Origin of the sequence: Kumtagia ephedrae (genome assembly GCF_003012745.1) — a bacterium.
Taxonomy (GTDB): Bacteria; Pseudomonadota; Alphaproteobacteria; order Rhizobiales; family Rhizobiaceae; genus Kumtagia; species Kumtagia ephedrae.
In genome coordinates, this window is record NZ_PXYK01000041.1 from 1 (window position 1) to 22,540 (window position 22,540).

At 67.5% G+C, this 22,540-nt stretch carries 19 protein-coding genes; 8 read left to right on the forward strand and 11 right to left on the reverse strand.

Annotation, left to right across the window (positions count from 1 at the left end; translation table 11 throughout):
• From C7I84_RS27200 to C7I84_RS27230, 7 genes are all read right to left on the reverse strand, one after another.
• Positions 1-779 (reverse strand): hypothetical protein (locus C7I84_RS27200; protein WP_133170176.1); only part of this gene is annotated, 779 nt, incomplete at its 3' end.
• A gap of 246 nt (positions 780-1,025) precedes the next feature.
• Entirely contained in the window at positions 1,026-1,781 is a 756-nt protein-coding gene (locus tag C7I84_RS27205) for a hypothetical protein (RefSeq protein ID WP_245428633.1), read from the reverse strand.
• 11 nt (positions 1,782-1,792) lie between these two features.
• Positions 1,793-2,344, reverse strand: a complete 552-nt coding sequence (locus tag C7I84_RS27210; protein ID WP_106775357.1) for a recombinase family protein — start codon at positions 2,342-2,344, stop codon at positions 1,793-1,795.
• Between the two features lie 419 nt (positions 2,345-2,763).
• Positions 2,764-3,459, reverse strand: coding sequence for a hypothetical protein (locus C7I84_RS27215; RefSeq protein ID WP_106775358.1), 696 nt, complete (start codon positions 3,457-3,459; stop codon positions 2,764-2,766).
• 226 nt (positions 3,460-3,685) lie between these two features.
• Positions 3,686-4,750: an HlyD family secretion protein gene (locus tag C7I84_RS27220; RefSeq protein WP_106775359.1), complete on the reverse strand. Its 1,065-nt coding sequence runs from the start codon at positions 4,748-4,750 to the stop codon at positions 3,686-3,688.
• A gap of 16 nt (positions 4,751-4,766) precedes the next feature.
• The gene (locus C7I84_RS27225) at positions 4,767-6,335 is read right to left on the reverse strand and encodes an MFS transporter (protein WP_245428637.1); all 1,569 of its coding nucleotides are present in this window, start codon (positions 6,333-6,335) and stop codon (positions 4,767-4,769) included.
• Between the two features lie 156 nt (positions 6,336-6,491).
• Positions 6,492-6,929 (reverse strand): MarR family winged helix-turn-helix transcriptional regulator, encoded by a 438-nt coding sequence (locus C7I84_RS27230; RefSeq protein ID WP_106775361.1) that lies wholly within the window; start codon positions 6,927-6,929, stop codon positions 6,492-6,494.
• Between the two features lie 190 nt (positions 6,930-7,119).
• Here C7I84_RS27230 and C7I84_RS27235 point away from each other — a divergent pair, with 190 nt between their 5' ends.
• Positions 7,120-8,442 (forward strand): NAD(P)H-dependent oxidoreductase, encoded by a 1,323-nt coding sequence (locus C7I84_RS27235; RefSeq protein ID WP_106775362.1) that lies wholly within the window; start codon positions 7,120-7,122, stop codon positions 8,440-8,442.
• Positions 8,443-8,565: 123 nt separating this feature from the next.
• Positions 8,566-9,834 carry an acyltransferase family protein gene (locus C7I84_RS27240; protein WP_106775363.1) on the forward strand — a complete coding sequence of 423 codons (1,269 nt, stop codon included), beginning with the start codon at positions 8,566-8,568 and terminating at the stop codon, positions 9,832-9,834.
• Positions 9,835-9,891: 57 nt separating this feature from the next.
• Here C7I84_RS27240 and proC read toward each other — a convergent pair whose 3' ends face one another.
• From proC to C7I84_RS27255, 3 genes are all read right to left on the reverse strand, one after another.
• Positions 9,892-10,707 carry a pyrroline-5-carboxylate reductase gene (gene proC / locus C7I84_RS27245; RefSeq protein WP_106775364.1) on the reverse strand — a complete coding sequence of 272 codons (816 nt, stop codon included), beginning with the start codon at positions 10,705-10,707 and terminating at the stop codon, positions 9,892-9,894.
• A gap of 64 nt (positions 10,708-10,771) precedes the next feature.
• Positions 10,772-12,139 carry an O-antigen ligase family protein gene (locus C7I84_RS27250; protein WP_106775365.1) on the reverse strand — a complete coding sequence of 456 codons (1,368 nt, stop codon included), beginning with the start codon at positions 12,137-12,139 and terminating at the stop codon, positions 10,772-10,774.
• The gene (locus C7I84_RS27255; protein ID WP_425351411.1) at positions 12,108-13,079 is read right to left on the reverse strand and encodes a glycosyltransferase family 2 protein; all 972 of its coding nucleotides are present in this window, start codon (positions 13,077-13,079) and stop codon (positions 12,108-12,110) included. The genes C7I84_RS27250 and C7I84_RS27255 overlap by 32 nt, the downstream gene beginning before the upstream one ends.
• A gap of 186 nt (positions 13,080-13,265) precedes the next feature.
• On the opposite strand from C7I84_RS27255, the gene C7I84_RS27260 reads away from it, so the two are divergent.
• The 3 genes from C7I84_RS27260 to C7I84_RS27270 are packed head-to-tail and all read left to right on the forward strand — an operon-like array spanning position 13,266 to position 16,155.
• On the forward strand, positions 13,266-14,441 hold the full coding sequence (locus C7I84_RS27260; protein WP_106775367.1) for a glycosyltransferase: 1,176 nt from the start codon (positions 13,266-13,268) through the stop codon (positions 14,439-14,441).
• On the forward strand, positions 14,438-15,220 hold the full coding sequence (locus C7I84_RS27265) for a WecB/TagA/CpsF family glycosyltransferase (protein WP_106775368.1): 783 nt from the start codon (positions 14,438-14,440) through the stop codon (positions 15,218-15,220). Before C7I84_RS27260 ends, C7I84_RS27265 begins: the two co-directional genes overlap by 4 nt.
• Entirely contained in the window at positions 15,217-16,155 is a 939-nt protein-coding gene (locus tag C7I84_RS27270) for a DUF6492 family protein (RefSeq protein WP_425351410.1), read from the forward strand. Before C7I84_RS27265 ends, C7I84_RS27270 begins: the two co-directional genes overlap by 4 nt.
• Positions 16,156-16,159: 4 nt before the next feature.
• Here C7I84_RS27270 and C7I84_RS27275 read toward each other — a convergent pair whose 3' ends face one another.
• Complete coding sequence (locus C7I84_RS27275; RefSeq protein WP_106775369.1) at positions 16,160-17,455, reverse strand: lipopolysaccharide biosynthesis protein; 1,296 nt, start codon at positions 17,453-17,455, stop codon at positions 16,160-16,162.
• A gap of 294 nt (positions 17,456-17,749) precedes the next feature.
• On the opposite strand from C7I84_RS27275, the gene C7I84_RS27280 reads away from it, so the two are divergent.
• From C7I84_RS27280 to C7I84_RS27290, 3 genes are all read left to right on the forward strand, one after another.
• Complete coding sequence (locus C7I84_RS27280; protein ID WP_106775370.1) at positions 17,750-20,392, forward strand: GumC family protein; 2,643 nt, start codon at positions 17,750-17,752, stop codon at positions 20,390-20,392.
• 112 nt (positions 20,393-20,504) lie between these two features.
• Positions 20,505-21,404 carry a bifunctional methylenetetrahydrofolate dehydrogenase/methenyltetrahydrofolate cyclohydrolase FolD gene (folD, locus tag C7I84_RS27285; RefSeq protein ID WP_106775371.1) on the forward strand — a complete coding sequence of 300 codons (900 nt, stop codon included), beginning with the start codon at positions 20,505-20,507 and terminating at the stop codon, positions 21,402-21,404.
• Positions 21,405-21,542: 138 nt separating this feature from the next.
• On the forward strand, positions 21,543-22,505 hold the full coding sequence (locus C7I84_RS27290) for a GlxA family transcriptional regulator (RefSeq protein WP_106775372.1): 963 nt from the start codon (positions 21,543-21,545) through the stop codon (positions 22,503-22,505).
• Positions 22,506-22,540: the final 35 nt, after the last annotated feature.

Below are 22,540 nucleotides of genomic sequence, written 5' to 3' on the forward strand. Positions count from 1 at the left end.
ATCAACGCGCCCGACCGGGCTGCGCAACCCCGACCAGCTCTACCCGGTCGGGCGCTCAACGTCGTGCACCAAAAGGGGGTCAAAATTGGACGCCGATCCGGGGTCAGTTTTGCAAGCCGTTTGACAGCCTGCCGCTCGCCATGAAGCTCGATACATTGGAAGGCGAGGAAGCGGTTGATCTCCATCACCTCCTCCCGCATTGCGTTGGTCTCGGCGGTATCCTCGTAGTCGACCAATTCGGACGGCAGCGGCTTGCCCTTTGGGCCGCGCCCCATGCGAGCCTTGAGGATCAGCACCTCGCGGCCTTCAAGCTCCTTGATTTCCTCGTGGCGAACACCGGGGTCCATAAGGGCGGCTAGAAGATCCCCCTTGGCGGCTATCCCGGTGCGCCGCCTATGGAAATGCGCGGGGTGCTTGATGAGGAGACCTTTGGCCGCCATGGCGTCGATTACCGGGCCGAGCTGGCGGAAGCCTGGGCGGTCATAGCGGGAGCCTGTGGTGTGCTTAACGGGCACGGCTATACGGTCGGCTTTATGGGTGCTCCGGTGGAACTGAAAGAGATTGGCGATGATGGTGGAGACGACTGCACGAACCCTTTCCACTTGGTCGGCTTTGGGGCGTCGCGCTCTCGGCTGGGCTTCAAAATAGAGCGTCGTGACGCAATCCACCCAGGGAGCTAAGAGCGGCCCCTCACAGGCAAGCCATGGGTTGAACCAGAAGTCGGAGGAGGATTGATCGGTATCTCCTTCCTCACCCTCTTCAGCTTGAAGGCGGCTCACGGGGAAGGCCTCTTTGAGCCGACCAGGAGGCCCACCAGAAGCCATATGGGGCGGGCTAAGGAACACTCACCGGAACGGCCGAAAGCAGGCGCAGAGAAGCGCCGTGAGCGAGGACTTCGAGCAGCCGCACGGCCGCTTTCTGTCGCTGACGTCAAGCTCCCTTCCGCGCCGCCCAATGCCGCCCTGGCGCCAACATACGCTGATGCAGAAGCCCAAGTAGGTCACTCGTTTGTGTGGTTGCCGCTATCATTCTCCAACCCGCCGCGTCGGCAACTTCATGGGCGCTTGTCGCCAGCCCGGAAGGTGCGACGGATGCGGCCCGTAGCGATGCCTTCTGGCGGCGATGATGGCGGGGATGGCAACTGAGGCCAGGCCTTCGCAGGCCTTCTCCAGCGCCTCCCCTAGCCGCCGCATGACCAGCCCGGAGGATCGCGGATAGGCATGCAGCGTATAGGGCACCATGCGACCGTCTCGGGTCTCAATGTTCCAACTGCGATGCGTGCCGCTGGCGAGCCTGTGAACGGCCTTGGCGGCTTGCACAATGCGGAACTCGCGGACACGGTGGGAGCCCCTGTCGTCCTCGATCAATGCCGCCGTTGCGAGACAGATGGCGATGAGGCGATCCGGGTTGATGTTTGCCTCTCGGAGCCGCGCAAAGGCCACTTGCGCCCTATAGGCCGGTGAGCGTCCCCTCAGGTTCATTGCGGGGTCTACCGGCCCTGCCATCGCCAGCTTGACGTTGAGTTCCTGCCAAGCGGCAAAGGCGAGAGGGTGCCCGGCGTTGGCCTTGAGCCAGCTTTCGGCGCACTTCACGTAGGGCTTGAGGTCGGCCGCGCGATAGCCCGGATGCCAATGCGAGCCGTGCCGGGCTTTGCGCTGAACGTGGTAGACGCAATGGAATTGCTGGACAGGCCGGTGCTTCGGGGCGGCTACGGGCCTGCCGCACCCGAGGATGGCACAACGGGGTCCGGCTTGGTGTTGGTGATGATTGATGGCGTTCATTCGATCCTTTCTCATGCAAGGGCGCGGTAGACGCTTCGTTCGCTGACCCCGAGACGGGAGGCGATGGCGGCCCGCGTGAGGCCCTCCGCAGCAAGCGCCTTGATGCTGTCCTTTTGGTTCATCGCCTTGGGGGCACGGCCCGTATATTTCCCCTCCGCCTTCGCCTTCTCTATGCCGGCCCGCTGGCGCTCCAGCATCATGGTCCGCTCAAATTCCGCGAAGGCCGCGAACATGGCGAGTTGCAGCTTGCCGGTTGCGGAGCGAGTGTTGATGGTCTCTCCGGCAAAGTCGAGGATGCGCAGGCCGATGTCCCGGTCCTCAAGGTCCTTCACAATGTCGAGGAGGGAGCGGAGGTCTCTGGCGAGCCGGTCCATCTTCGTCACCACCAGCGTATCGCCCTCTCGGAGGAACCGCAGAGCTTCGTCAAGTTGGTCCCGCTGCTTTGCCCCGGAGGCGTGCTCTTTGAAGATGCGCTCGCATCCTGCCGCCTTGAGGGCTTCAAGCTGGGCATCAAGCCCGGCCGTCTGGTCTGTGGTGCTAGTCCTTGCGTATCCCGTCAACATGTCGCTGGCTTCCTTCCAATGCTGCCAATAGCCTCTAGAAGCTAGAACATGAGTCTGCCAAAAGTCAATGTCAACCCTAGTGGCAGTCTCTTTTGCCCTAGAACCTGACAACGCGAGCATCCTGACAGAACCTTGCCCTATTGGCAGCAGCGATGAGTGGGCAGGACCGAACCACGACAGAGCAGAGGCGACGGCAGAGCGGAGGCGGACCAAGGACAGACCGGGCGGGATGCGCGAACGGGGTGACATCATGGAACGCTTTGGGTCCCATCCGGGGCACCGGGGGGAACCGCTCTGCCGCCGCCTCTAGAGTGACCTCTCGGAAAGGTGACCCTTGGGGGAGTTGGCCAGCCGGGTTACGGAGACCAGCCTAAAGGCCGCGCTCCATGTTGCTAGCCAAGCGGGTGGAGGCACGCCGCTCAGTTGTCGTTTTCGGGTTCGGCGTCATCTTCATCCAGCCAATCGAATAGCTGCCGAAGATCGTCGTCATAGAGCCCTGCGGACTCGTCAAGGAGCCGGAAGAGGAGCCCGAGATTAGCCAGATAGGCTTTGGCGGAGTGAGCTTCGGGCCACGTTCCATCCGCTTGGCGCCTCGCCACAAGCCGCTCGACCTCCTCTAGAGCCACGGCGCGAGAATCGTTGCGCGGATGCGGGTCCGGCTCGACGTAAGTGTTCTCGGGGTCAAGGTCGTGCTCTTGCCAGAGCGCTTTGGTCGCCTCGCCTGCCACGGCCCCGAAAAGGATGCGGCGGGCATTCACGTTGAGGTGGGCAGCGCCTCGAAAGGACATTTTGAGATAGACCTTCGGCGGCGTACCGTGATTGGAGTTGGCCGCGAAGGAGTGTCCGGAGCGGCTTAGCTCGAAGAGGACCGCAGCGGCGAGGGTGCTCATTTTGACCACTACTGGGTTGACGCCTCCCACCGGGATGATGGCCTGCATGGAAGAGGTGTCCTCCTCATCGTCCGGATTGGTTGAGAAGAGGAAGACGCTGCCAACCCAGGGCGGGCATGCGGCGAGGTTGAAAATTTCCTGCGGCAAGGCGCGGAGCCGCTCGGGGGTGATGAGCGGGGTGGCCTCGAAAGCGGCCTGTTGCTGACGTTTAGACTTACGCTTCATGGTGGTGTCCTGTAGCTGGCGTTAAGCAGCAACCTTGCGATTGCTACGGTTGGGTGCTACAGGTTGGCGGCGTGAAAGCGCGGAAAACCTAATGTTTTCAGTGCCTGATTGGTGGTGCGGAAGGCTTCAATCCTCTCTGGCAGCACCATTTTCCAGAGATAACCTTGGCGTGGACACGCTATCCCGCCGATCGTCCGAGCAGCGAAGGCGTGGCCGCCTGCCGCCGTCACTGGATCGCAACCTCCGTCGCCGGCAGGGAAGCCGTGTCGACGGTGACGACGACGGACATGCCCGGCGCGAGCGTGCCGGCGAGCGGCTGGTCGGGGTCGATCGATATTCTGATCGGCAGGCGCTGGGCGACCTTCGTGAAGTTTCCGGTGGCGTTGTCGGGCCGCAGGATGCTGAATTCCGAACCGGCCGCCGGCGAGAAGCGCTCGATCCTGCCGGTCAGCTCCGCATGCTGCAGGGCGTCGACGCGGAAGCTGACCGGCTGGCCGATCTTCAGGCCGGCGAGCTGCGTCTCCTTGAAATTGGCGATGACCCATATCTTTTCCGGAACGATCGCCAGCAGCTGCGTGCCGGCCGAGACGTACTGGCCGAGCCGCGCGCCGACCTCGCCCAGCCGGCCGTCCTGCGGCGCGGTGATGCACGTGTTCTGCAGGTCGATCTCCGCCAGATGCACGGCCGCTTCCGCGCCTTCCACCGCGGCCTCGAGGGACCGGCGCCCGACGATCGTGGCCTGCAGCTCCTGGCGCGACACGTCCAGCCCGGCCTGCATCTGCGTCAGGGTGGCCCGAGCCTGGTCGGCCGTTGAGCGCGTCTTGTCGGCTTCGCTCGCCGTGACCACGCCGCGCTTCAGCAGCGGCTCGATCCGCGCCCGGTTGGACTGGGCGACGTCGAGGGCGACCCGCGCGCCTTCGACCTGCGCCTCGCTGGCCCTGACGCGGGCTTCGTCGGACAGCCGCTGCTGCTCGGAATTGGCGAGCGCCGCCTTCTGGGCGGCCAGCGTGGCGCGCGCCTGCTCCAGCTTCTGCGCGAAGATGCGGTCGTCCAGCCGCACCAGGAGCTGTCCGGCCTTCACCTGCTGATAGTCCTGCACCGCCACCTCCGCGACATAGCCGGCGAGCTGCGGCGCGATGATCGTCACCTGGCCGCGCACATAGGCATTGTCGGTGGTCTCGACCGTCGATGTGAAGGGAGGCAGACGCCACGCATAGAGGACCAGCGTCAGGCCGGCGGCGCCAAGGCCGATGGCAAGAAGGGTTGCGGCGGAGCGGAACAGCTTGGGCATGGGCGTAACGTCGTCGTCAGGTTTGCGAAGCTGCCGGGGAGACAGCGGTTCGGTTGCGGATGGTGTCGTAGGCGAGATGGAGCAGGAGCGCCGCGAGCGCGGCGACGGCAATCAGCGCGATCATGAGGAAGGCGTCGTTGTAGGCGAGCACATTGGCTTCGCGCGTCGCCTGCTGACCTAGCGCGGCGATGCCCTCGGCGCTCAACAGGGTCTTGTCGGTGATGGTGCGGCCATAGGCGTTGCCGAGCTGGGCGACGCGCTGCGCCACCAGCGGATCGGTGAGCGCCAGATGCTCGACGAGGTGATTGGAGTGGAATTTCTCGCGCAGCGTGATGAAGCTGCCGAAAACGGCCGAGCCGAGCAGGCCGCCCATGCTCTGCGTGGTCAGGAACAGGATGACGAAGCTGAGAATGTAGTTCGGTCCCTTCTTCAGCGCCGACATCAACCCGCTCGCCACGGCCGGCGGCAGGAACAGCGCGCCGGCGAAGGCGATCATCGCCTGGCTCAGGAACATCTGCGACGGCCGGGTCAGATTGGTGGCCTGGCTGTCCATGAAAGCGCCGACGGCGAGCAGGGCGAGCGCGACCATATGGATGAGCGGCTCGCGGCCCGGCTTCATGACGGCGGTGCAGGCGAGGCCGCCGGCGATCGTGGCGGCGAGGATGATCCAGTAGAGCGTCGTCGTCTGGTCGTTGCTGAGGCCGAGCACCTGGAAGAAGCCGGACGCGCCGGTGGTCTGTTCCGACAGCACGATGCGGAAGATCAGCAGGGCGCCGGTGAAATGCAGCACGGCCGGGCTGGTCAGCCAGCGCACGTCGATGAGCGGATTGGCGCGGTTGAGCTCGATCACCGCGGCAATTGTGACGGTGACGACGGCCAGCGCCAGCAGCTCGCCGAGCCACGGCGCCTCGAACCACCAGTAGAGGCGGCCCAGCACCAGCACGATCGCGGTTGCGCCGAAGCCGGTGGCGATCAGCAGGTAGCTGGCGACGTCCAGCCGTTCGATCACCTTGGCCCGCGGCGGCGGCGTCAGCGGCAGCAGATAGACCAGGCAGAAGGCGAGCATCGCCAGGGCGAGCTCGAGCACGGTCAGCCCATGCCAGCCCTCGATGTCGAACAGCGCCGGCGAGATCAGCCGTGCCACCGGCGCGCCGATCGAAATATTGGTCAGCGCCAGCGGCAGGCCGATCCGCATCTTCAGATGCGGCGGGAAAGGTTCGAGCATGTAGAGGAAGCCGAGCGTCGACATCGGCGCGGCGGCGATGCCGCTCATGAAGCGCACGACGATGGCGGACGGCAGGTCGCTGATGAACAGGTTGAGCAGGCAGGCGACGACGAAGCCGAGGATGCTGAGCTCGGCGAAGTTGCGCAGGCCGTACTGGGTGCGGATCTTGATGAGCGCGAGCGACAGCGAGACGTTCGGCGCCATATAGGCGGCGACCATCCACGTCGCCTCGTTGGTGGTCGCGCCGATCGCGCCCTGGATCTGCGGGATGTTGGCGGTGATCAGGTTCATGCCGAGCCCCTGGCTGAGAGCGAGGAGCAGAGACGCCAGCATGTAAGCGCCGGCGCGCGCCGGATGCATCGGCACGAAGGGCGGGGGCGTCGCAGGCTGCGAGGCGGACGCGGATTGCCCGTCAGCCTGCGGGACGGCGGCCTGCGCTTGCCGCCGCTCCGCTGCCGGATCGGCCGATTCTCGCCGTTGCATGGCTTGTATGCCGGACATCGTGGCCGACCCGCATCAGCCGGCGGCGCCGACGTTGCGCGCCACCTGCGTCAGCACGCGCGTCGCAACCTCGAGGTCGCGCTCGTCGACGCCGAGGAGCACCTGCTCGCGCAGCTCGTCGGCGTAGTCGAGAATGGTTTCGGCCTCGCGCCGCGCGGTTTCGGTGAGAAAGATGCGCTTGGCGCGCCGGTCGCCTTCGACGGACTGGCGCGTGACGAAGCCCTTCTTCTCCAGCGCGTCGATGAGGCTGACCATCGACGGCTGCTCGACCTCCAGCGCTTCTGCGAGCTCGCTCTGGGTCGCGCCTTCCTGCTTGGCCAGATGCATCAGCAGCCGTGCCCGCGACAGCGTCAGCCCCTGCGACCGTACGCGCGCATCGAACAGCGTGCGCATCTTGCGGTTCACCTTCGTCAACTGGTCGACGAAGGCCGTTCGGGCGGCCGTCACATCCATAGGAGTCACATGGTTAGATTGAACATGGTTAGAAACCTAATTAATTAGCAGGAGGACGTCTGACAAGGGCGAGATGGTATCGGACCGGAAAAAAGCCGCCATTTCCTGCTGCCGTTGACATCGAGGGGCGGTTGGCTGTTATCAGCCGCGACGCCCGGACGCGGGATCAGATCGAACCGGATTTTTGCCTATGACCAATGTTGCGCTCACCGGCCTTGCGCGCGAACTGGCGGAGCGCGCCGACAGCGGCCGTCCGGTCCGCATCGGCGTCATCGGCTCCGGCGAGATGGGCACCGATCTGGTCACCCAGGGCATGCTGATGAAGGGCGTCGAGGTCTGCGCCATCTCCACCCGTCGGCCGCACACCGCCCGCGCGGCGATCCGCATCGCCTATGGCGACGAGGCAATGGCGGCGGAGGCCGGCACGGCTTCGCAGGTGACGGCGGCGATCGAGAGCGGGAAGATCGCCATCACGTCCAACGAGCTGCTGGTGCGGGACCCGCTGATCGACGTGGTCATCGACGCCACCGGCAAGCCCGGCGTGGCCGCCGATTTCGACTTGATGGCGATGGAGCACGGCAAGCATGTCGTGATGATGAATGTCGAGGCCGACGTCACCATCGGCCCCTATCTCAAGCGCCAGGCCGACCGGCTTGGCGTCGTCTATTCGGTCGGCGCCGGCGACGAGCCGTCCTCCTGCATGGAACTGATCGAGTTCGCCAGCGCGCTCGGCTACACCATCGTGTCGGCCGGAAAGGGCAAGAACAACCCGCTCAACCACGACGCAGTCCCGGACGACTATCGCGCGGAGGCGGAGCGGCGCAACATGAACCCGCGCATGCTGGTGGAGTTCGTCGACGGCTCCAAGACCATGGTCGAGATGGCGGCGATCGCCAACGCCACCGGGCTGGTGCCCGACGTGCCCGGCATGCATGGGCCGAAGGCCGACCGCGACGATCTGGCGCGCGTGCTGATCCCGCGCGAGCATGGCGGCCTCCTGTCGAGGAAGGGCGTCGTCGACTATACCGTCGGCAAGGGCGTCGCCCCCGGCGTCTTCGTCGTCGTCGAGGCGACGCATCCGCGCGTCATCGAGCGCATGGACGACCTGCATGTCGGCAAGGGCCCCTACTACGCCTTCTTCCGGCCCTACCACCTGACCTCGCTGGAGGTGCCGCTGACGGCGGCCCGCATCATGCTGCACGGCAAGCCGGACATGGTGCCGCTGCCGCGCCCGGTGGCGGAGGTGTGTGCGCTCGCCAAGCGCGATCTTGCCGCCGGCGAGACCTTCGATGCGATCGGCGAGACCTGCTACCGCTCATGGACCATGGCGGTGGCCGAGGCGCGGGCGCAGAAGGCCGTTCCGGTCGGGCTGCTCGAAGGCGGCAAGGTGCTGAAGCCGGTGAAGAAGGGCGAACTGCTCACCGCCGACAACGCCGTGCCCGACCGCGCGACGCGGCTCTACGAGCTGCGCCGGCTGCAGGACGAGATGCTGTATGGCGCACAGTCCAGCTGAAATCCGATCCGAACGCTTCTACCGCTAATCCTCCGAACCACCTGGCACGGCTGTTGCACCGCGACTCCCGGCGGCGGCCGCGTTGTGGCTGGGCCGTGCCAAGGCGGCAGGAGTAAGCGGCAAATGACCGACATCGTGACGAGAGCCCGTGCCAGATTGAGACATGCCGATCCGCAAGCGGCCGGCATCCGCTTCGAGGCGCTCGATTCCTGGCGCGGCATCTGCGCGCTGCTGGTCGCACTCATGCATTTTCCGGCCGCCGGCCCGATCACCGAAAGCCTTTTCGTCCGCAACGCCTATCTGTTCGTCGACTATTTCTTCGTCCTGTCGGGTTTTGTCATCGCGCATGGCTACTGCCACAGGCTGGGGACCGGGCTCGACTACATGCGCTTCGCCATTCTCCGGACCGGCCGCATCTACCCGCTGCACGCGGCGGTCCTCCTGCTTTTCGTCGCCTTCGAGACGCTCCGCTGGACCGTCCCGGCGCTGCAGGGCGACGGTGCCGCGCCGTTCACCGAAGCCACCGGCCTGCGCGAGCTGCTCAACAGCCTGCAGCTGCTCAACGGCCTCGGCGTCGAGGACCGGCTCACCTGGAACGGGCCGAGCTGGAGCATCTCGGCGGAGTTCTGGACCTACCTGCTTTTCGGCGCGGCCGTCCTGATCCTCGGGCGCGGCATCTGGGTGGCCCTCATCGCCGCGATCGTCGCGGGCCCGGCAGTGATCTATGCCTTCTCGCCGGACTACATGGACGCCACCTGGGATCTCGGCTTCGTCAGGTGCCTGTACGGCTTCTCCCTCGGCGCGCTGCTTTGTCAGCTTGCCGGCCCTGGGCTGCTGCGCGCAAGGGGGCAAGGTGCCGTGCGATCGGAGCCCTCGACAATGTGGACGGTTGCCGAGGTGCTCGCCGTCGCGGCCGTGGTCGGTTTCGTCAGTGCCGTCGGCCGCGGGCCGGCGAGCGTGGCCGCGCCGTTCCTGTTCGCGGTCGTGCTGTGGATCTTCGCCCATGAGCGCGGCCTGGTCAGCCGGGTGCTCAGGACGCGGCTGTTCTTCTGGCTCGGCACCCTCTCCTACGGCATCTATCTCGTGCACATCTTCGTGCAGAGCCGGATGATCAATGTCGCGAGCCTGGCCCAGAAGGTCACGGGCACCGAGCTGGTGGGCACTTTCTCCCTCGGCGGCTCGGAGCTTTACGGCTTCGGTGTCGGCGGCGCGATTTTCGGCACGGTCATGGTCGCCGTGATGATCGTCCTCGTCGTCGCTACGGCGCTCGCCGGCCATTTCCTGGTCGAGCGGCCCTTCCAGCGCCTGTCGAGGAAGCTGGCGGACAGCCTTGCTTCGCTGCGGACGACGAGGAGCGTGGCGAAGAACGTTGGAAGCCGCGCGCCGGCATGAGAGGCATTTCCACGATGCCGGCTGCTTAAGTGGCCGGCCGTTGTGGGATCGCCGGCGCTACTTACCAAGTTCCACCGACCTTGCCCGTGCCGCCTCGACCGCCTCGGCGACGAGGTTCTTCAGCCGGTCGCCGCCCATCAGCACGGCAAGGGCGGCGGCCGTCGTGCCGTTCGGGCTGGTCACCTGCCGACGCAGCGTGGCCGGCTCCTCGCTGCTTCCGGCGGCAAGGCTTGCGGCACCCAGGACGGTCTGCATGGCGAGCAGCTTTGCCGTTTCGGCCGGCAGCCCGGCCGCTTCGCCGGCCGCCGTGAGGCACTCTATGAAGTGGAACACATAGGCCGGACCAGAGCCGGACACGGCGGTCACGGCGTCCATCAGGCTTTCGTCGGCGATCTCTGCGACGGCGCCGCTGGTGGCGAGCAGATCCTTGACGAAGCCGAGCTCGGCGGCCGGCACCTGGCGGTTGGCGAAGACGACCATCATGCCCATGCCGATCGCCGCCGGCGTGTTCGGCATGCAGCGCACCACCGGCGTGGCAGCGCCCAGCACGGCCTCGAAGGTCGCGATGGGGGTACCGGCGGCGATCGACAGGAACACCGTCCCGCCGTCGGCGAAGCGCCGGTATTCGGCCGTCACCTCGCGGATGACCTGCGGCTTCACCGCCAGGATCACCAGCCGTGGCGCCGCGTTCGCCGGAATCTCCGCCGGGCTCGCGCCGGTCGCCACGCCGAGCGCCGCGGCGCGGTCGCGCAGCTCCGTGCTCGGCTCCACCACGAAGATCTCGGCGGCCGCCAGTCGGCCTGCCTTCAGCCAGCCGGCGAGCATCGCGTAGCCCATGTTGCCGCAGCCGACGAGCACTGTCCCGATGGTCATGATCCAATTCCCTCGCTGAGCGAAATGCGGCGGCCGCCACCGCGTTCTCGCGTCTAGCGGGGATTCAGCGCCGCGCCAAGCCGGCACGAGCGGCGGCGGCCGCGGCCGGCCTGGCAACTGCCGGCCTCGTGCCCGCGATCGGGAACCGCGCGACCAGTCGCATGCCGATGACGGCGAAGACGAAGAACAGCCAGACCTGGTCGGCGCGGCGGAAGAAGAAGCTTTCGAGGAAGGCGTTGAGCGCCGTGAACAGCAGGATCATCATGAACAGGTCGCCCAGCAGCACGTTCTCGCGCAGTCGCGGGATGCGCAGGAAGTCGACCACCGGGACGACGAGGAAGGCCCAGGCGGCGACGAACAGCGCCGGCAGCCCCATGAAGACGGCGATGTCCATGTAGCCGTTGTGGCCGTGGACGATGTCGCGGATGTCCCAGTCCCGGTCGAAAGGCTGGCTGCTGTTCTCGAGCAGCGGCGTCTGCCAGAAGCTCTCGTAGCCGTAGCCGGTCCATGGCCGCTTGACGATCATCTCGCCGGAGAATTCCCACAGCGTGGTGCGCCCCGTATAGGTGAGGTCGGGGAAATGCTGGGCGGCGAGATGTCTCAACGGGTCGATGAAGACGATGCCGAGCGTTGCCACCGCCGTGCCGGCGACCGTCAGCCAGAACAGCAGGGCGACCAGCGGCCGCACGCCGTAGAGGCCGGGCAGCGCGACCACGATCATGGCGACCGGCACCAGGCCGGCGGCGGTCTTGGAGCCGGTGTTGAGCACGAAGATCATGGCGCCGGCGAACAGGATCGCGCCGCTCCGGCGCCGCCCGCGCCGGAACAGGTAGAGGCCGCAGAAGGCGAGGCAGGCCATGACCGGGCCGGCGATGTTCTTGTGGGTGAAGACGCCGCGCCACAGGCCGGCGTGCTGCGGCTCCGCCGAGGCGGTCGTGTGCACGGCTTCGTTGGGGAACAGCGCCAGGCCGGCATAGCTGAGCGCCACCGTCGCCAGCCCGGCCACCGCCAGCGCCGTCGAGAAGGCGTCGGCGTCGCGCGGGATGGCGAGCACCGTCGCCACGACGAGAATGCCGATGAAGGTGAAGGAGGCGGCGCGCGCCGCGGCCGACGGATCGAGCGAATTGGCGACCGACAGCAGGAAGAAGCCGAACAGGACGAGCAGCGACGGGCTGAACAGCGCCGAGATCACGCGCGGCGTGGCGAAGGCGGCAAGCGAGGCGATCGAGATCGCGCCGAGCGTGCCGTAGCCGAGCTGGTTGACGATGTTGCCGCCGGCGACATAGCCCGACCCGCCCGGCTGAAACGGCTGGAACGAGATCATCAGCATCGCCAGCATGCCGCTGGCGATCGCCGTCGGCAGGCCGGCGGACGAGAGCCAGGCCGGCAGGGCCGGTCCGTCAGTTCTTTTCGGGCTGACGGTACTGCTCATTGGCGTATCCGAATTCGGCCATCACCCGCCCTGCCGCCACATAGACCGGGTAGAGCCCGATCGACGGCGAGCCGGTGCGCACGAGGCGTATCGCGCCGCGCAGCGGCGAGGCGGCCAGCAGCGCCAGGCTCTTCAGCAAGACCTTGACGCTTGCGAACGGCGTGCCGGCGCGGCGCTTCTTTTCCACCAGCGTCGAGATCACGCCGTTGCGCAGGCTGCGCGCCCGGATCCAGTCCTGCTCGACCCGACGCGCCGGCACCGTCTCGTGCACGGTCGCCTCGGCGCACCAGGCGAGCCGGAAGCCGCGCTGCGCCGCGCGGCTGAGGAAGTCGGAATCGCCGCCGCCCATGAAATTGAATTTGAGGTCGAGGAATGGCCGCTCCATGGCGTCGAGCACGGGCCGGGTGACGAACAGGTTGCCGGACGAATAGAGGGCCGGAACGCGGCCGCTGGCGCGGTAGGGCGGGGCGAACACCGGATGCTCGGCCCAATGCGCATGCGCCGGCTCGGCGAACACCGGCACCTGCGGCCCGCCGACGATGTCGGCGCCGAATGCCTGCGCCGCCTCGCAAAGACGCTCCAGCCAGTCCGGATCGGCGATCTCGTCGTCGTCGATGACGGCGACCGCCTTCAGGTTTGGGAACTGCTCCAGCGCCGTCTGCCAGCCGGCATTGTAGGCGCAGCAATTGCCGCGCTCATGCGCGATGATCGCCAGGCCCGGCAAGGCGCCGGACAGGAGGCGCGGCGCAACCGCCTCGGCGCCCTGCCGGCCCTCCGCGTCGTTTTCCATGATGATGACGGCGAAACGGCGCGTCGTCCGCTGCGCGGCGAGCGAATCGAGCGTCTCCAGCACCTGCTGCGGCCGGCGGAACGTCGGCACGGTCACGGCGATGTCGATCGCGGCGCGATCGAGGTGAGGCGATGTCGCCACGAGGGTAATGAGACTGTCCTGCAAGGCTGGCGCGTCCGCATGCTGCTGGTGCGCGCAGTCATCGCATTCTTCGCCATAAGGATTCGTTAAACACCTTGGACGGTGTGGGCTGCAATCGCCCGCGGCTGCGCGACTATATGCGTGTTTTGTCAACGATTGGGCGCCATCTGGTAATATCGATCTGATAAGGCCCCGATGCATCTGTTGTTCGCCACCTCGATCGTGCCCGACGGGTCGCTCGGTTCGGGCTACGAGATTGCCAATGCGGCGATCGTCGACGCGCTGCGGCGCGCCGGCGCGCGGGTGACCGTGCTCGGCTTCACCTGGCCGGGCAGTCTGCCGGCAGACCCCGATCAGACCATCGTGCTCGGCTCCGTTGACGTGCGCAACGAGACGGCGAGTTCGATGCAGAAGGTACGGTGGCTCGCAGAAGCGGTGCGCAGCGGCTCGACCTTCGCCTCGGCGAAGCTGCGCGGGCCGGGCGCCGATGCCGTGCGCGCGGCGATCCGCCGGGCCGGCCATGTCGACGGCTACGTCCTCAATTCCGTTCAGATGGCCGGCGCCTATGAGCGCTGCTTCGAGGACCGGCCTTCCCTGTTCGTCGCCCACAATGTCGAGGCGCAGTCGGCCCGCGAGAACGCGCACAGCGCCCCCGACGCCTTCCAGCGCCTGCTGTTCCGCCGCGAGGCGCAACTGCTGGAAGCCCTGGAGGCCCGGCTGTGCCGTCGCGCCCGCTTCGTCTTCACCCTCTCGGAGGAGGACCGCGCCGCCCTCGGCGTGGCTACGGACGGCCGCTCGGCGGCGCTGCCGCTGGTGACCCGCGGCACGCCGCCTTTGGCGCCGGTCCGCCGGGAGATCGATTGCGATGCAGCGCTGATCGGCACCTGGACGTGGCAGCCCAATCGCGTCGGTCTGTCATGGTTCCTCGACGAGGTCGTCCCGCATCTGCCGGACGATTTCAGGATTCGCATCGCCGGAGCCATTCCGGCCGGCCTCACCTCGAGCCAACCTGGCGTGCGCTTCGTCGGACGCGTGCCCGATGCGCACGACTTCATCCGCCGAGCGGCCTGCGTGCCGCTGATCAGCCGCGGCGGCACCGGGGTGCAGCTGAAGACCATCGAGACCTTCGAGCTCGGCCTGCCCTCGGTCGCCACGTCGAGCGCGCTGCGCGGCATCGCCGAGAAGCCCGCCAACTGCGTCGTTGCCGACGACCCGCGGGCATTCGCCGCGGCGCTCCGGAAGGCCGTCGCGGCCGGGCCGCGCCATGTCGACGGCCGCGGCTTCTACGAGGCGCAGCGCGCGGCGCTCGACCGCGCCATCGCGCGCGGCCTCGCGGCGCTGGGCTCGGTCGGACAGGAGGCCTGCGCGTGAACGTCCATGCCGCATTCGCCCAGTTCGGCGTCAGGAGCTGGAAGACGATCCTGGGGGTGTCGGTCGCCAGCATCGGCTGGGATGACGCGGTGCGACTGCTGCAACGGCTGATCGAGGAAGACCGCTTCACCCGCATCAGCTTCCTCAATGCCCACAACGCCAATCTCGCCACCACCGACGGCGAGTTCGCTGCAGCGCTCGAGGATTTCCTCATCCTTCCCGACGGCATCGGCGTCGATATCGCCGCCAGGCTGCTCTACGGCACGTCGTTCCCCGCCAATCTCAACGGCACCGATTTCGTGCCCGGCTTCCTGCGCGAGACGGCGCGGCCGCTGACCGTCGGGCTGATCGGCGCCAAGGCCGACAATGTCGAGGGCGCGGTGCGCAACATGGCGCGGCTGATGCCGCGGCACGAATTCGTCCTGGTCAATGACGGCTATTTCACCGAGGCCGAGGAGCAGCAGATCCTGGAGCGCATCCGCACCTTGCGGCCGGACATCCTGCTGGTCGCCATGGGCGTGCCGCGCCAGGAACTATGGATCCGGCGCAATCTCACCGGGGAGCATTGCACGCTGCCGATCGCCGTCGGCGCGCTGTTCGATTTCATGAGCGGTTCCGTGCCGCGGGCGCCGCTGCTGGTGCGCAAGCTCCGCCTGGAATGGCTGTTCCGCCTGACGCTCGAGCCGGTGCGGCTCTGGCGGCGCTATGTCGTCGGCAATCCGCTGTTCATCGCCCGGGTGCTGCGCGACAAGCTTCTGGGCCGGCAGGCGGCGCTGTGAACACGCGCGTCGATCCGCAGGACACCGGAATCCCGCTCGCCGCAAGGCCCGCGCAGGCTTCGCGGGCAGTGATGGTGACGGCGAGCTATGCGCCCGACTTCGAGCGATGCCGGCTGCTCTGCGAGACGGCGGATCGCCACGTCGCCGGAATGGCGCATCACTACATCCTGGTGGAAGGCCGCGACGTCGCGCTGTTCCGGCGGCTGGAGACGCCGCGCCGCACGGTCGTCGACGAGCGTGATATCCTGCCCCGCTGGCTGCGCCCGTTCGACGATCCGCTGAGCGGCTTCCGGCGCCGCATCTGGCTGAGCCTGCGCACCCAGCCGCTGCGCGGCTGGCATGTGCAGCAGCTGCGCCGCATCGCGATTGCCCGCCACGTCGCGGAGGAGGTGCTGGTCTTCTGCGATTCCGACGTCGCCTTCCTGCGGCCCTTTGACCTTTCGAGCTTTCGCCGCGACGGCAGGACGCGACTGTTCCGCCGCGACCACGACCTCTTCAACGAGGGGCTGGACGGCCATGTCCAGCAGCGCATCTGGTCGGTGAACGCGGCGAAGCTGCTCGGGCTGGCCTCGCTCGAGGGCGTCGGCCACGACTACATCACCACGCTGATCGCCTGGGACCGCGAAACGGTGCTGGCGATGTGCGATCACATCGAGCGGGTCAACCGGCGCCATTGGGTGGCGGCGGTCGGTGCGGCCCGCAAATTCTCCGAATGCATGATCTACGGCCGCTACGTCGACGAGGTGATCGGCGGCGAAGGCCATTTCCACGATGCGGAAGAATTCTGCAACGTGCTGTGGTACGGCAAGCCGATGTCCGACGACGAATTCCGCGCCTTCGTCGCCGGCATGGCACCGGGCCAGGTCGCCGTCGGCATGCAGTCCTTCATCGGCACCGACGTCGCACGCCTCCGCAAGCTGGTTCTCGAGAGCTGAAGCCTCAGGCGCGCTTGGCGGGCAGCCGCAGCGCCGAATAGGTGAGGGCGGCCGATACAAGATAGAGCAGCGCGAAGACGCCGTTGAGCGACCAGATCAGGTCGCCGGCATTGCTGGTCGCCGACAGGGCGAAGGCCAGCAGCAGCGCCTTGGCGGCCCCCAGCAGCGCCAGGTTGACGGCCCGCAGCACCGTCTGCCCGCGCGCGAACAGCAGCTCGGCCTGGTATTCGACGAGGTTGCGGGCGCCGGGAATGGCGAAGGCGAGGATGACCAGCCCGGCCGTCTGCGCGATGTTGCGGCCGAGCGCGTTGGGGAAGAAGTGCAGCACCAGCGCCAGCGCGCAGAGCGCGGCGGTGGAGACGCAGAACACGGCAAGCTCGATGCCGCCGCGCAGCTTCAGGCTGGACAGCATGGCGGGCGTGCGCATCATCTTCTGCACCAGCATCATGGTGAAGGTGCGGATCGGGATCGCCGTCAGGTCGACCAGACGCATGATGACGGCATAGATGCCGGCAAGCTGCGCGCCGCCCATCGCGAGCACAATGAACTTGTCGAATTCCATCTGCAGGTAGAACAGGATCTCGGCGCCGGCGATCGCCAGCGAGTCGGACAGCCGGCGCCAGTAGAGGCGCGGCTCGAAACGCAGCCGCTGGCGCGGGTAGAAGAAGCCGAAGGCGATCGCCGCCACCAGCGCATTGGCGCCGAGATACCAGAGAGACCAGTGTGCCAGCGAGGCGTCGGCCTGCAGCATGAACAGCGTGGCGGCCAGCGCGCGCATGGCCGTGCCGAGGATGGTGAGCAGCGAGGCGCGGCCGAAGGCGCCGAGGCCGTTGTTGACGATGATCGCCAGCTCGACCGGCCGCCACAGCAGCGCCTCGGCGACGATGACGGCGGCGAAGATCGGCAGCGCCAGCGTGGCGCCGAAGAACAGCGCATGCACCAGCCAGCTTCCGGCAGCCAGCAGCGGCAGCGACAAGACCGCCATCAGCAGGAAGCCGGCGGTGAAGGTGCCGATCAGCCGCGGCTTGACGGTCGCCACCCGGTAGAGCGTGGAGATGAAGCCGAAGCCGAGGATGCGCGACAGCATGACGCCGGCGGCGGATGCCGTGGCGAACACGCCGAAGTCGGCGAGCGACAGCGTGTTGGCCAGGAAGACGAAATAGGCCAGCGAGAACACCAGCCGCCCGCCGGCGCCGCTGATCGCCGCCATATAGTCGCGCAGCAGGCCCCTGCGCTCCGACAGGAGCGCCGCCACGCGCGACAGGGTGCGCCTTCGCGAGCTCTCCACGGAACCGGCCATTGCCTGCGAGGCTAGCCTCGAATGATTAACTTGCCGTTCTTGCAAACTCGGCCGCGGCGGCCGCTCCGACGCATGCAGCCGACGGCAGGCGGTGGTTTCGGGACAAAGACATACGCAAGATCAAGCACCTGCGGTATGGAGCTTGGGGTTCTTGATGGGGGCTCTGTAGGACTATTTGCCTATTTTTGCTACCGCAGATTGCGGGCGGTTAACGATTTGTTTCCCATGTCGCTTTAACGTCCCTTAACGGATCGACCATCCGTTCCGCCGGCCGAATGAAAAAGCGCACAATTCATGCTGTACAACGACGACAGTGATTCTCCCGGGCGCGAGCGGTCGCTGCTGTCGCTCGGCGATGCGCTGCGCGAGGAGCCGGCGGCCGAACCGTCGCGACTGGCGCGTGCCATCGCCGAGGTCCGCGCCGAGAAGGACGCCGTCACCCGGCACCGCCTGGCACGTGCGCGCCGGAACGCGCGCGACACGCCGCTGCTGCATGCGCTGGAGGCGGTCCCGGCGGAGCCGTCGCCGTCCGGCCCTTTTCCCGTGAAGGCCGAGCCGTCTCTTCTGAAGCCCGCTCCGCCGCGCCCGGCGCCGGAACCCGCGCCTGCCGTGCCGGCCCCGGCACCAGCGGTGTCGTCCTGGCGCGATGCCCAGCCGAAACACGATGCGGAACCGAAACGCGCCGCCGTGGCGGAAAGGCCCGCCGGTGGTGGCGAGCCGGTCGCACGCCCCGCCGTCCAGCAGATGCCCGCGGCTGCCGAGCCGGCCCGCGCCGAGGCCGTTGCACCGCGCCGCGAGCCACCGGAGCCGGGGTGGCAGGCTGTCGAGCCGCTCGCTCCGGCCGAAGCCGCCGAGGCCGCCGGCCTGTGGCAGCCGCTGATCGACCCGGCCATCGTGCTTGCGGGCATCATGCGGTCGAAATGGCTGATCGTGGCGACGACCGTCATCGGCGCCCTGCTCGGCGTGCTGATCGCGCTCAACACGCCGAAGATGTATTATTCGTCGGCCGAACTGCTGGCCGATCCCCGCGACCTCAATCTGGTCGAGCGCGAGCTGACGCAGTCGGGTATCTCCAACGAAGCGACGCTGGCGATCGTCGAGAACCAGGTGCGCATCCTGACCTCCGGCACCGTGATTGCCAAGGTGGTGGAACGGCTGAACCTCGCGGAGGATCCCGAGTTCAACGGCCAGGGCGGCGGCGTCAGCCTGGGTAGCCTGATCTCGTCGGCGCGCTCGCTGATCTTCCCCCGCGACGGCGAGGACGATCCGGGCCGCCGCCATGCGCTGGCCTCGATCAATCTGGCGAAGTCGCTGTCGATCGAGCGCCGCGGCAAGACTTTCGTCATCGTCGTGGCGGCGACCACCCAGAGCCCCGAGAAATCGGCGCTGATCGCCAATACCATGACGGAGGTGTTCCTGGAGAGCTACGGCCAGCTCCAGTCGAATGCCGCAGGGCGGGCGGCAGGCGAGCTCACCTCCAAGCTCGACGAGCTGCGCGCCGGCGTCGAGGCGGCGGAGCGCAAGGTCGAGGCCTTCAAGGCCGAGAACGACCTCATCGACGCCCAGGGCCGGCTGATCACCGACGACGAGATCCTGAAACTCAACGACCAGCTGTCGACGGCGCGCGCCCGCACGCTGGAGCTCAACGCCAGGGCGGCCTCGACGCGCGACGTCAACGCCGACGCGGTCCTCGGAGGGGCGCTGCCGGAAGAGCTGGCCTCGCCGACCTTGCAGGAGCTGCGGGCGCAGTATTCCGCGCTGAAGGGCGAGGCCGACAGAATGGCCGTGCGGCTCGGCCCCAGGCATCCGCAGCTTCAGGCCGTCGAATCGCAGCTCAGCGGCGCGCGTGGCCTCATCGATGCGGAGATCAGGCGGATCTCCACCTCGACCCAGACCGAGCTCAGGCGCGCCGTGCAGCTCGAGCAGGAGCTGTCCGCGCGGCTGGCCCAGCTCAAGGTGCGTCAGGGCAGTCTCAGCAACGAGCTGGTGACGCTGCGCGAGCTCGAGCGCGACTCCACCGCCAAGCGCGCGGTCTACGAGGCGTTCCTGCTCAGGGCGCGCGAGACCGGCGAGCAGCAGGGCATCAACAGCGCCAACATCAGCGTCATCTCGAAGGCCTTTCCGCCGCTCGAATCCGAGCCGCCGTCGCGCAGCACCATCGCCATGGCCGGCGCTCTGCTCGGCCTGATGGCCGGTGTCGGCATGGGCGGCCTGCGCGGCACGGCGGAGGCGCTGCGCGACCGCGTGCGCGGCCGCCGGCCCGCCCGATCGTGGCGCCGCGGCAGCACCGCGACCATGTTCGACCAGGACGACGGCGGGCTGGCCGATGATGGCCGGAACGCCTTGGCTTCCGCGCCGGAGCCTGTCTCCGCCGACCGGCCACCGTCGGAACCCTTTGCCGAAGCCGACCAGACCGAACCGTCCCCCGTCTCACCGAAAGACACCGCCATGCACCCCTATCCGATGCCGCATGCTCCCTACGATCCCGCGCAGCAGCCGGCACCCGCCGCTGTGCCCTATGCCGCCCAGCCGGCCTGGCCGCAGCCGCCGGCCGGCTATGCGCCGCCGCCCTATCCGCCGCAGCATTATGCGCCGCAGCCGGGCTATGCCCAGCCTTACTACGCGCAGCCCATGCCGGCGCAGCAGCCCGCCGCCATGCCCTATGCCGCCCAGCCGGCCTGGCCGCAGCCGCCGGCCGGTTATGCGCCGCCCTATCCGCCGCAGCACTACGCGCCGCAGCCGGGCTATGCCCAGCCTTATTACGCGCAGCCGATGCCGGGGCAGCAGCCGCAGGCGCCGCAGCAACCGCAGGCGGCTCACCCGCAAGCGCCGGTGGATGCGCAATCGTCCATCGACGAGATCCGCTCCAGCCTGCGCGAGTTCCGCGAGGCCATCCGCGAGCTTGCCGATTCCCGTTCGCGCCGCCGCTATTTCTGAACGCGCGAAGTCCGGCCGTAGCAGGATTGCGGCACCCCGCGCCGCTTTGGCGAAATCGCGCCGGTGCCGTTGTTGACTATGCCTGCCGCAGTCGCGTGTCGGGAGCGGAATCATGGCTGATATCATCGACGGCAAGGCGGTCGCGGAGGATGTGGTCGGGCGGGTGAAGCGGCTGGCGGCGGAGCTGCGGGCCGGGACCGGCATCGTCCCGGGGCTGGCCGTGGTCATCGTCGGCGCGGATCCGGCCAGCCAGGTCTATGTCGCCTCGAAGGGCAAGAAGGCCAAGGAGTGCGGTTTCCACTCGGTCCAGCACACGCTGCCGGCCGACACGGCTGAGGCCGAGCTGGTCGCTCTCATCGAGACGCTCAACGCCGATCCGGCCATCCACGGCATTCTCGTGCAACTGCCGCTGCCGGAGCATATCGACAGCGGCCGCATCATCCAGACGATCTCGCCCCACAAGGACGTCGACGGCTTTCATTTCGTCAATGTCGGAAAGCTCGGCACCGGCGAGCTCGCCACCGCCTTCGTGCCGTGCACGCCGGCCGGCTCCATGCTTTTGATCGAGCGGGTGCGCGGCAAGGATCTGTCCGGGCTGAATGCCGTGGTGGTCGGCCGCTCCAACATCGTCGGCAAGCCGATGGCCAATCTGCTGCTCGCCGCCAACGCCACCGTGACCATCGCCCACAGCCGCACCAAGGACTTGGCGGCTCTCTGCCGGAGCGCCGACATCCTGGTGGCTGCGGTGGGAAAGCCCGAGATGATCTGCGGCGACTGGGTGAAAGAGGGTGCGACGGTGATCGACGTCGGCATCAACCGTATCGCAGCGCCCGAGAAGGGCGAGGGCAAGACGCGGCTGGTGGGCGACGTCGCCTATGGCGAGGCGGCGGAGAGGGCCGGCGCCATCACGCCGGTACCTGGCGGCGTCGGGCCGATGACGATCGCGCTGCTGATGGCCAACACCCTGGTCTCGGCCAGCCTCGCCGCGGGCCGGCCTAGGCCGGCGTTCTGACGGCGAATAGCGAGTGGCGAATAGCGAATAGTAAATAGTAAATAGTAAGAACGCATAAATCCTATTCGCTATTCGCTATTCCCTACTCGCTCTCTACCATGCCTTGCGCCGAGAGGGCGTTTCTGTAGAAGGCCGGCCATGACCGACGATCCACAAGCCGGCCGGCAGTTGGGCTTCCTGCTGGTCGACAAGTTCTCGATGTTCTCGCTTGCCGCGGCCATCGACGCCTTCCGCTCGGCCAACCGTCTGCTCGGCCGCGACGTCTATGGCTGGACCACGGTCTCGGCCGACGGCGATGCCGTCATGGCCTCAAACGGCCTGCCGCTCAAGATCGATTACAGCGTCGCCGACCTGCCACCGGTCGACATCCTGTTCGTCTGCGTCGGCCTGACCACCGAATTCCCGGGCAAGAGCAAGGTGCTGGCCGCCCTGCGCAGCCTGGGCCGGCGCGGCGGCGCGCTCGGCGCGCTGTCGGTCGGCTCCTACCTTCTGGCGGAGGCCGGGCAGCTGGAGGGGCACCGCTGCACCATCCACTGGGAGAACCGCGCCGGCTTCATGGAAAAGTTCCCGCACATCCAGTGCACCGGAAACGTCTACGAGATCGACCGCAAGCGCTACACCTGCGCCGGCGGCACCACCTCGATCGACCTGATGCTGGAGATCATCCGCCGCGATCATGGCGTCAACATCGCCAACGGGGTGGCCAACCAGTTCCAGCACGAGCGCATCCGCTCGGCCGGCGACCGCCAGAGGGTCGGGCCGGAGCGCGACCTCTCCGGCAAGTCGGAGAAATTGAAGAAGATCGCCGAGCTGATGGCCGACAATCTCGACGAGCCGTTCTCGGCGGTCGAGCTCGCCAAGTCCGCCGGCCTGTCGGTGCGCCAGGTGGAGCGGCTGTTCCTGCGCCATCTCGGCGTCACGCCCGGCCGCTACTACATGCGCCTGCGGTTGGAGCGGGCGCGAGAGCTGCTGCGCCAGACCAACATGCCCATCCTCGACGTGGCCATCGCCACCGGCTTCACCTCGCATTCCTATTTCGCCCAGAGCTATCGCCTGCAATTCGGCCGCCCGCCGAGCGAGGAAAGGCGGACGACGTATTGAGAGGGTCGCCGGATCGTATCGACGGCACCTGGGTT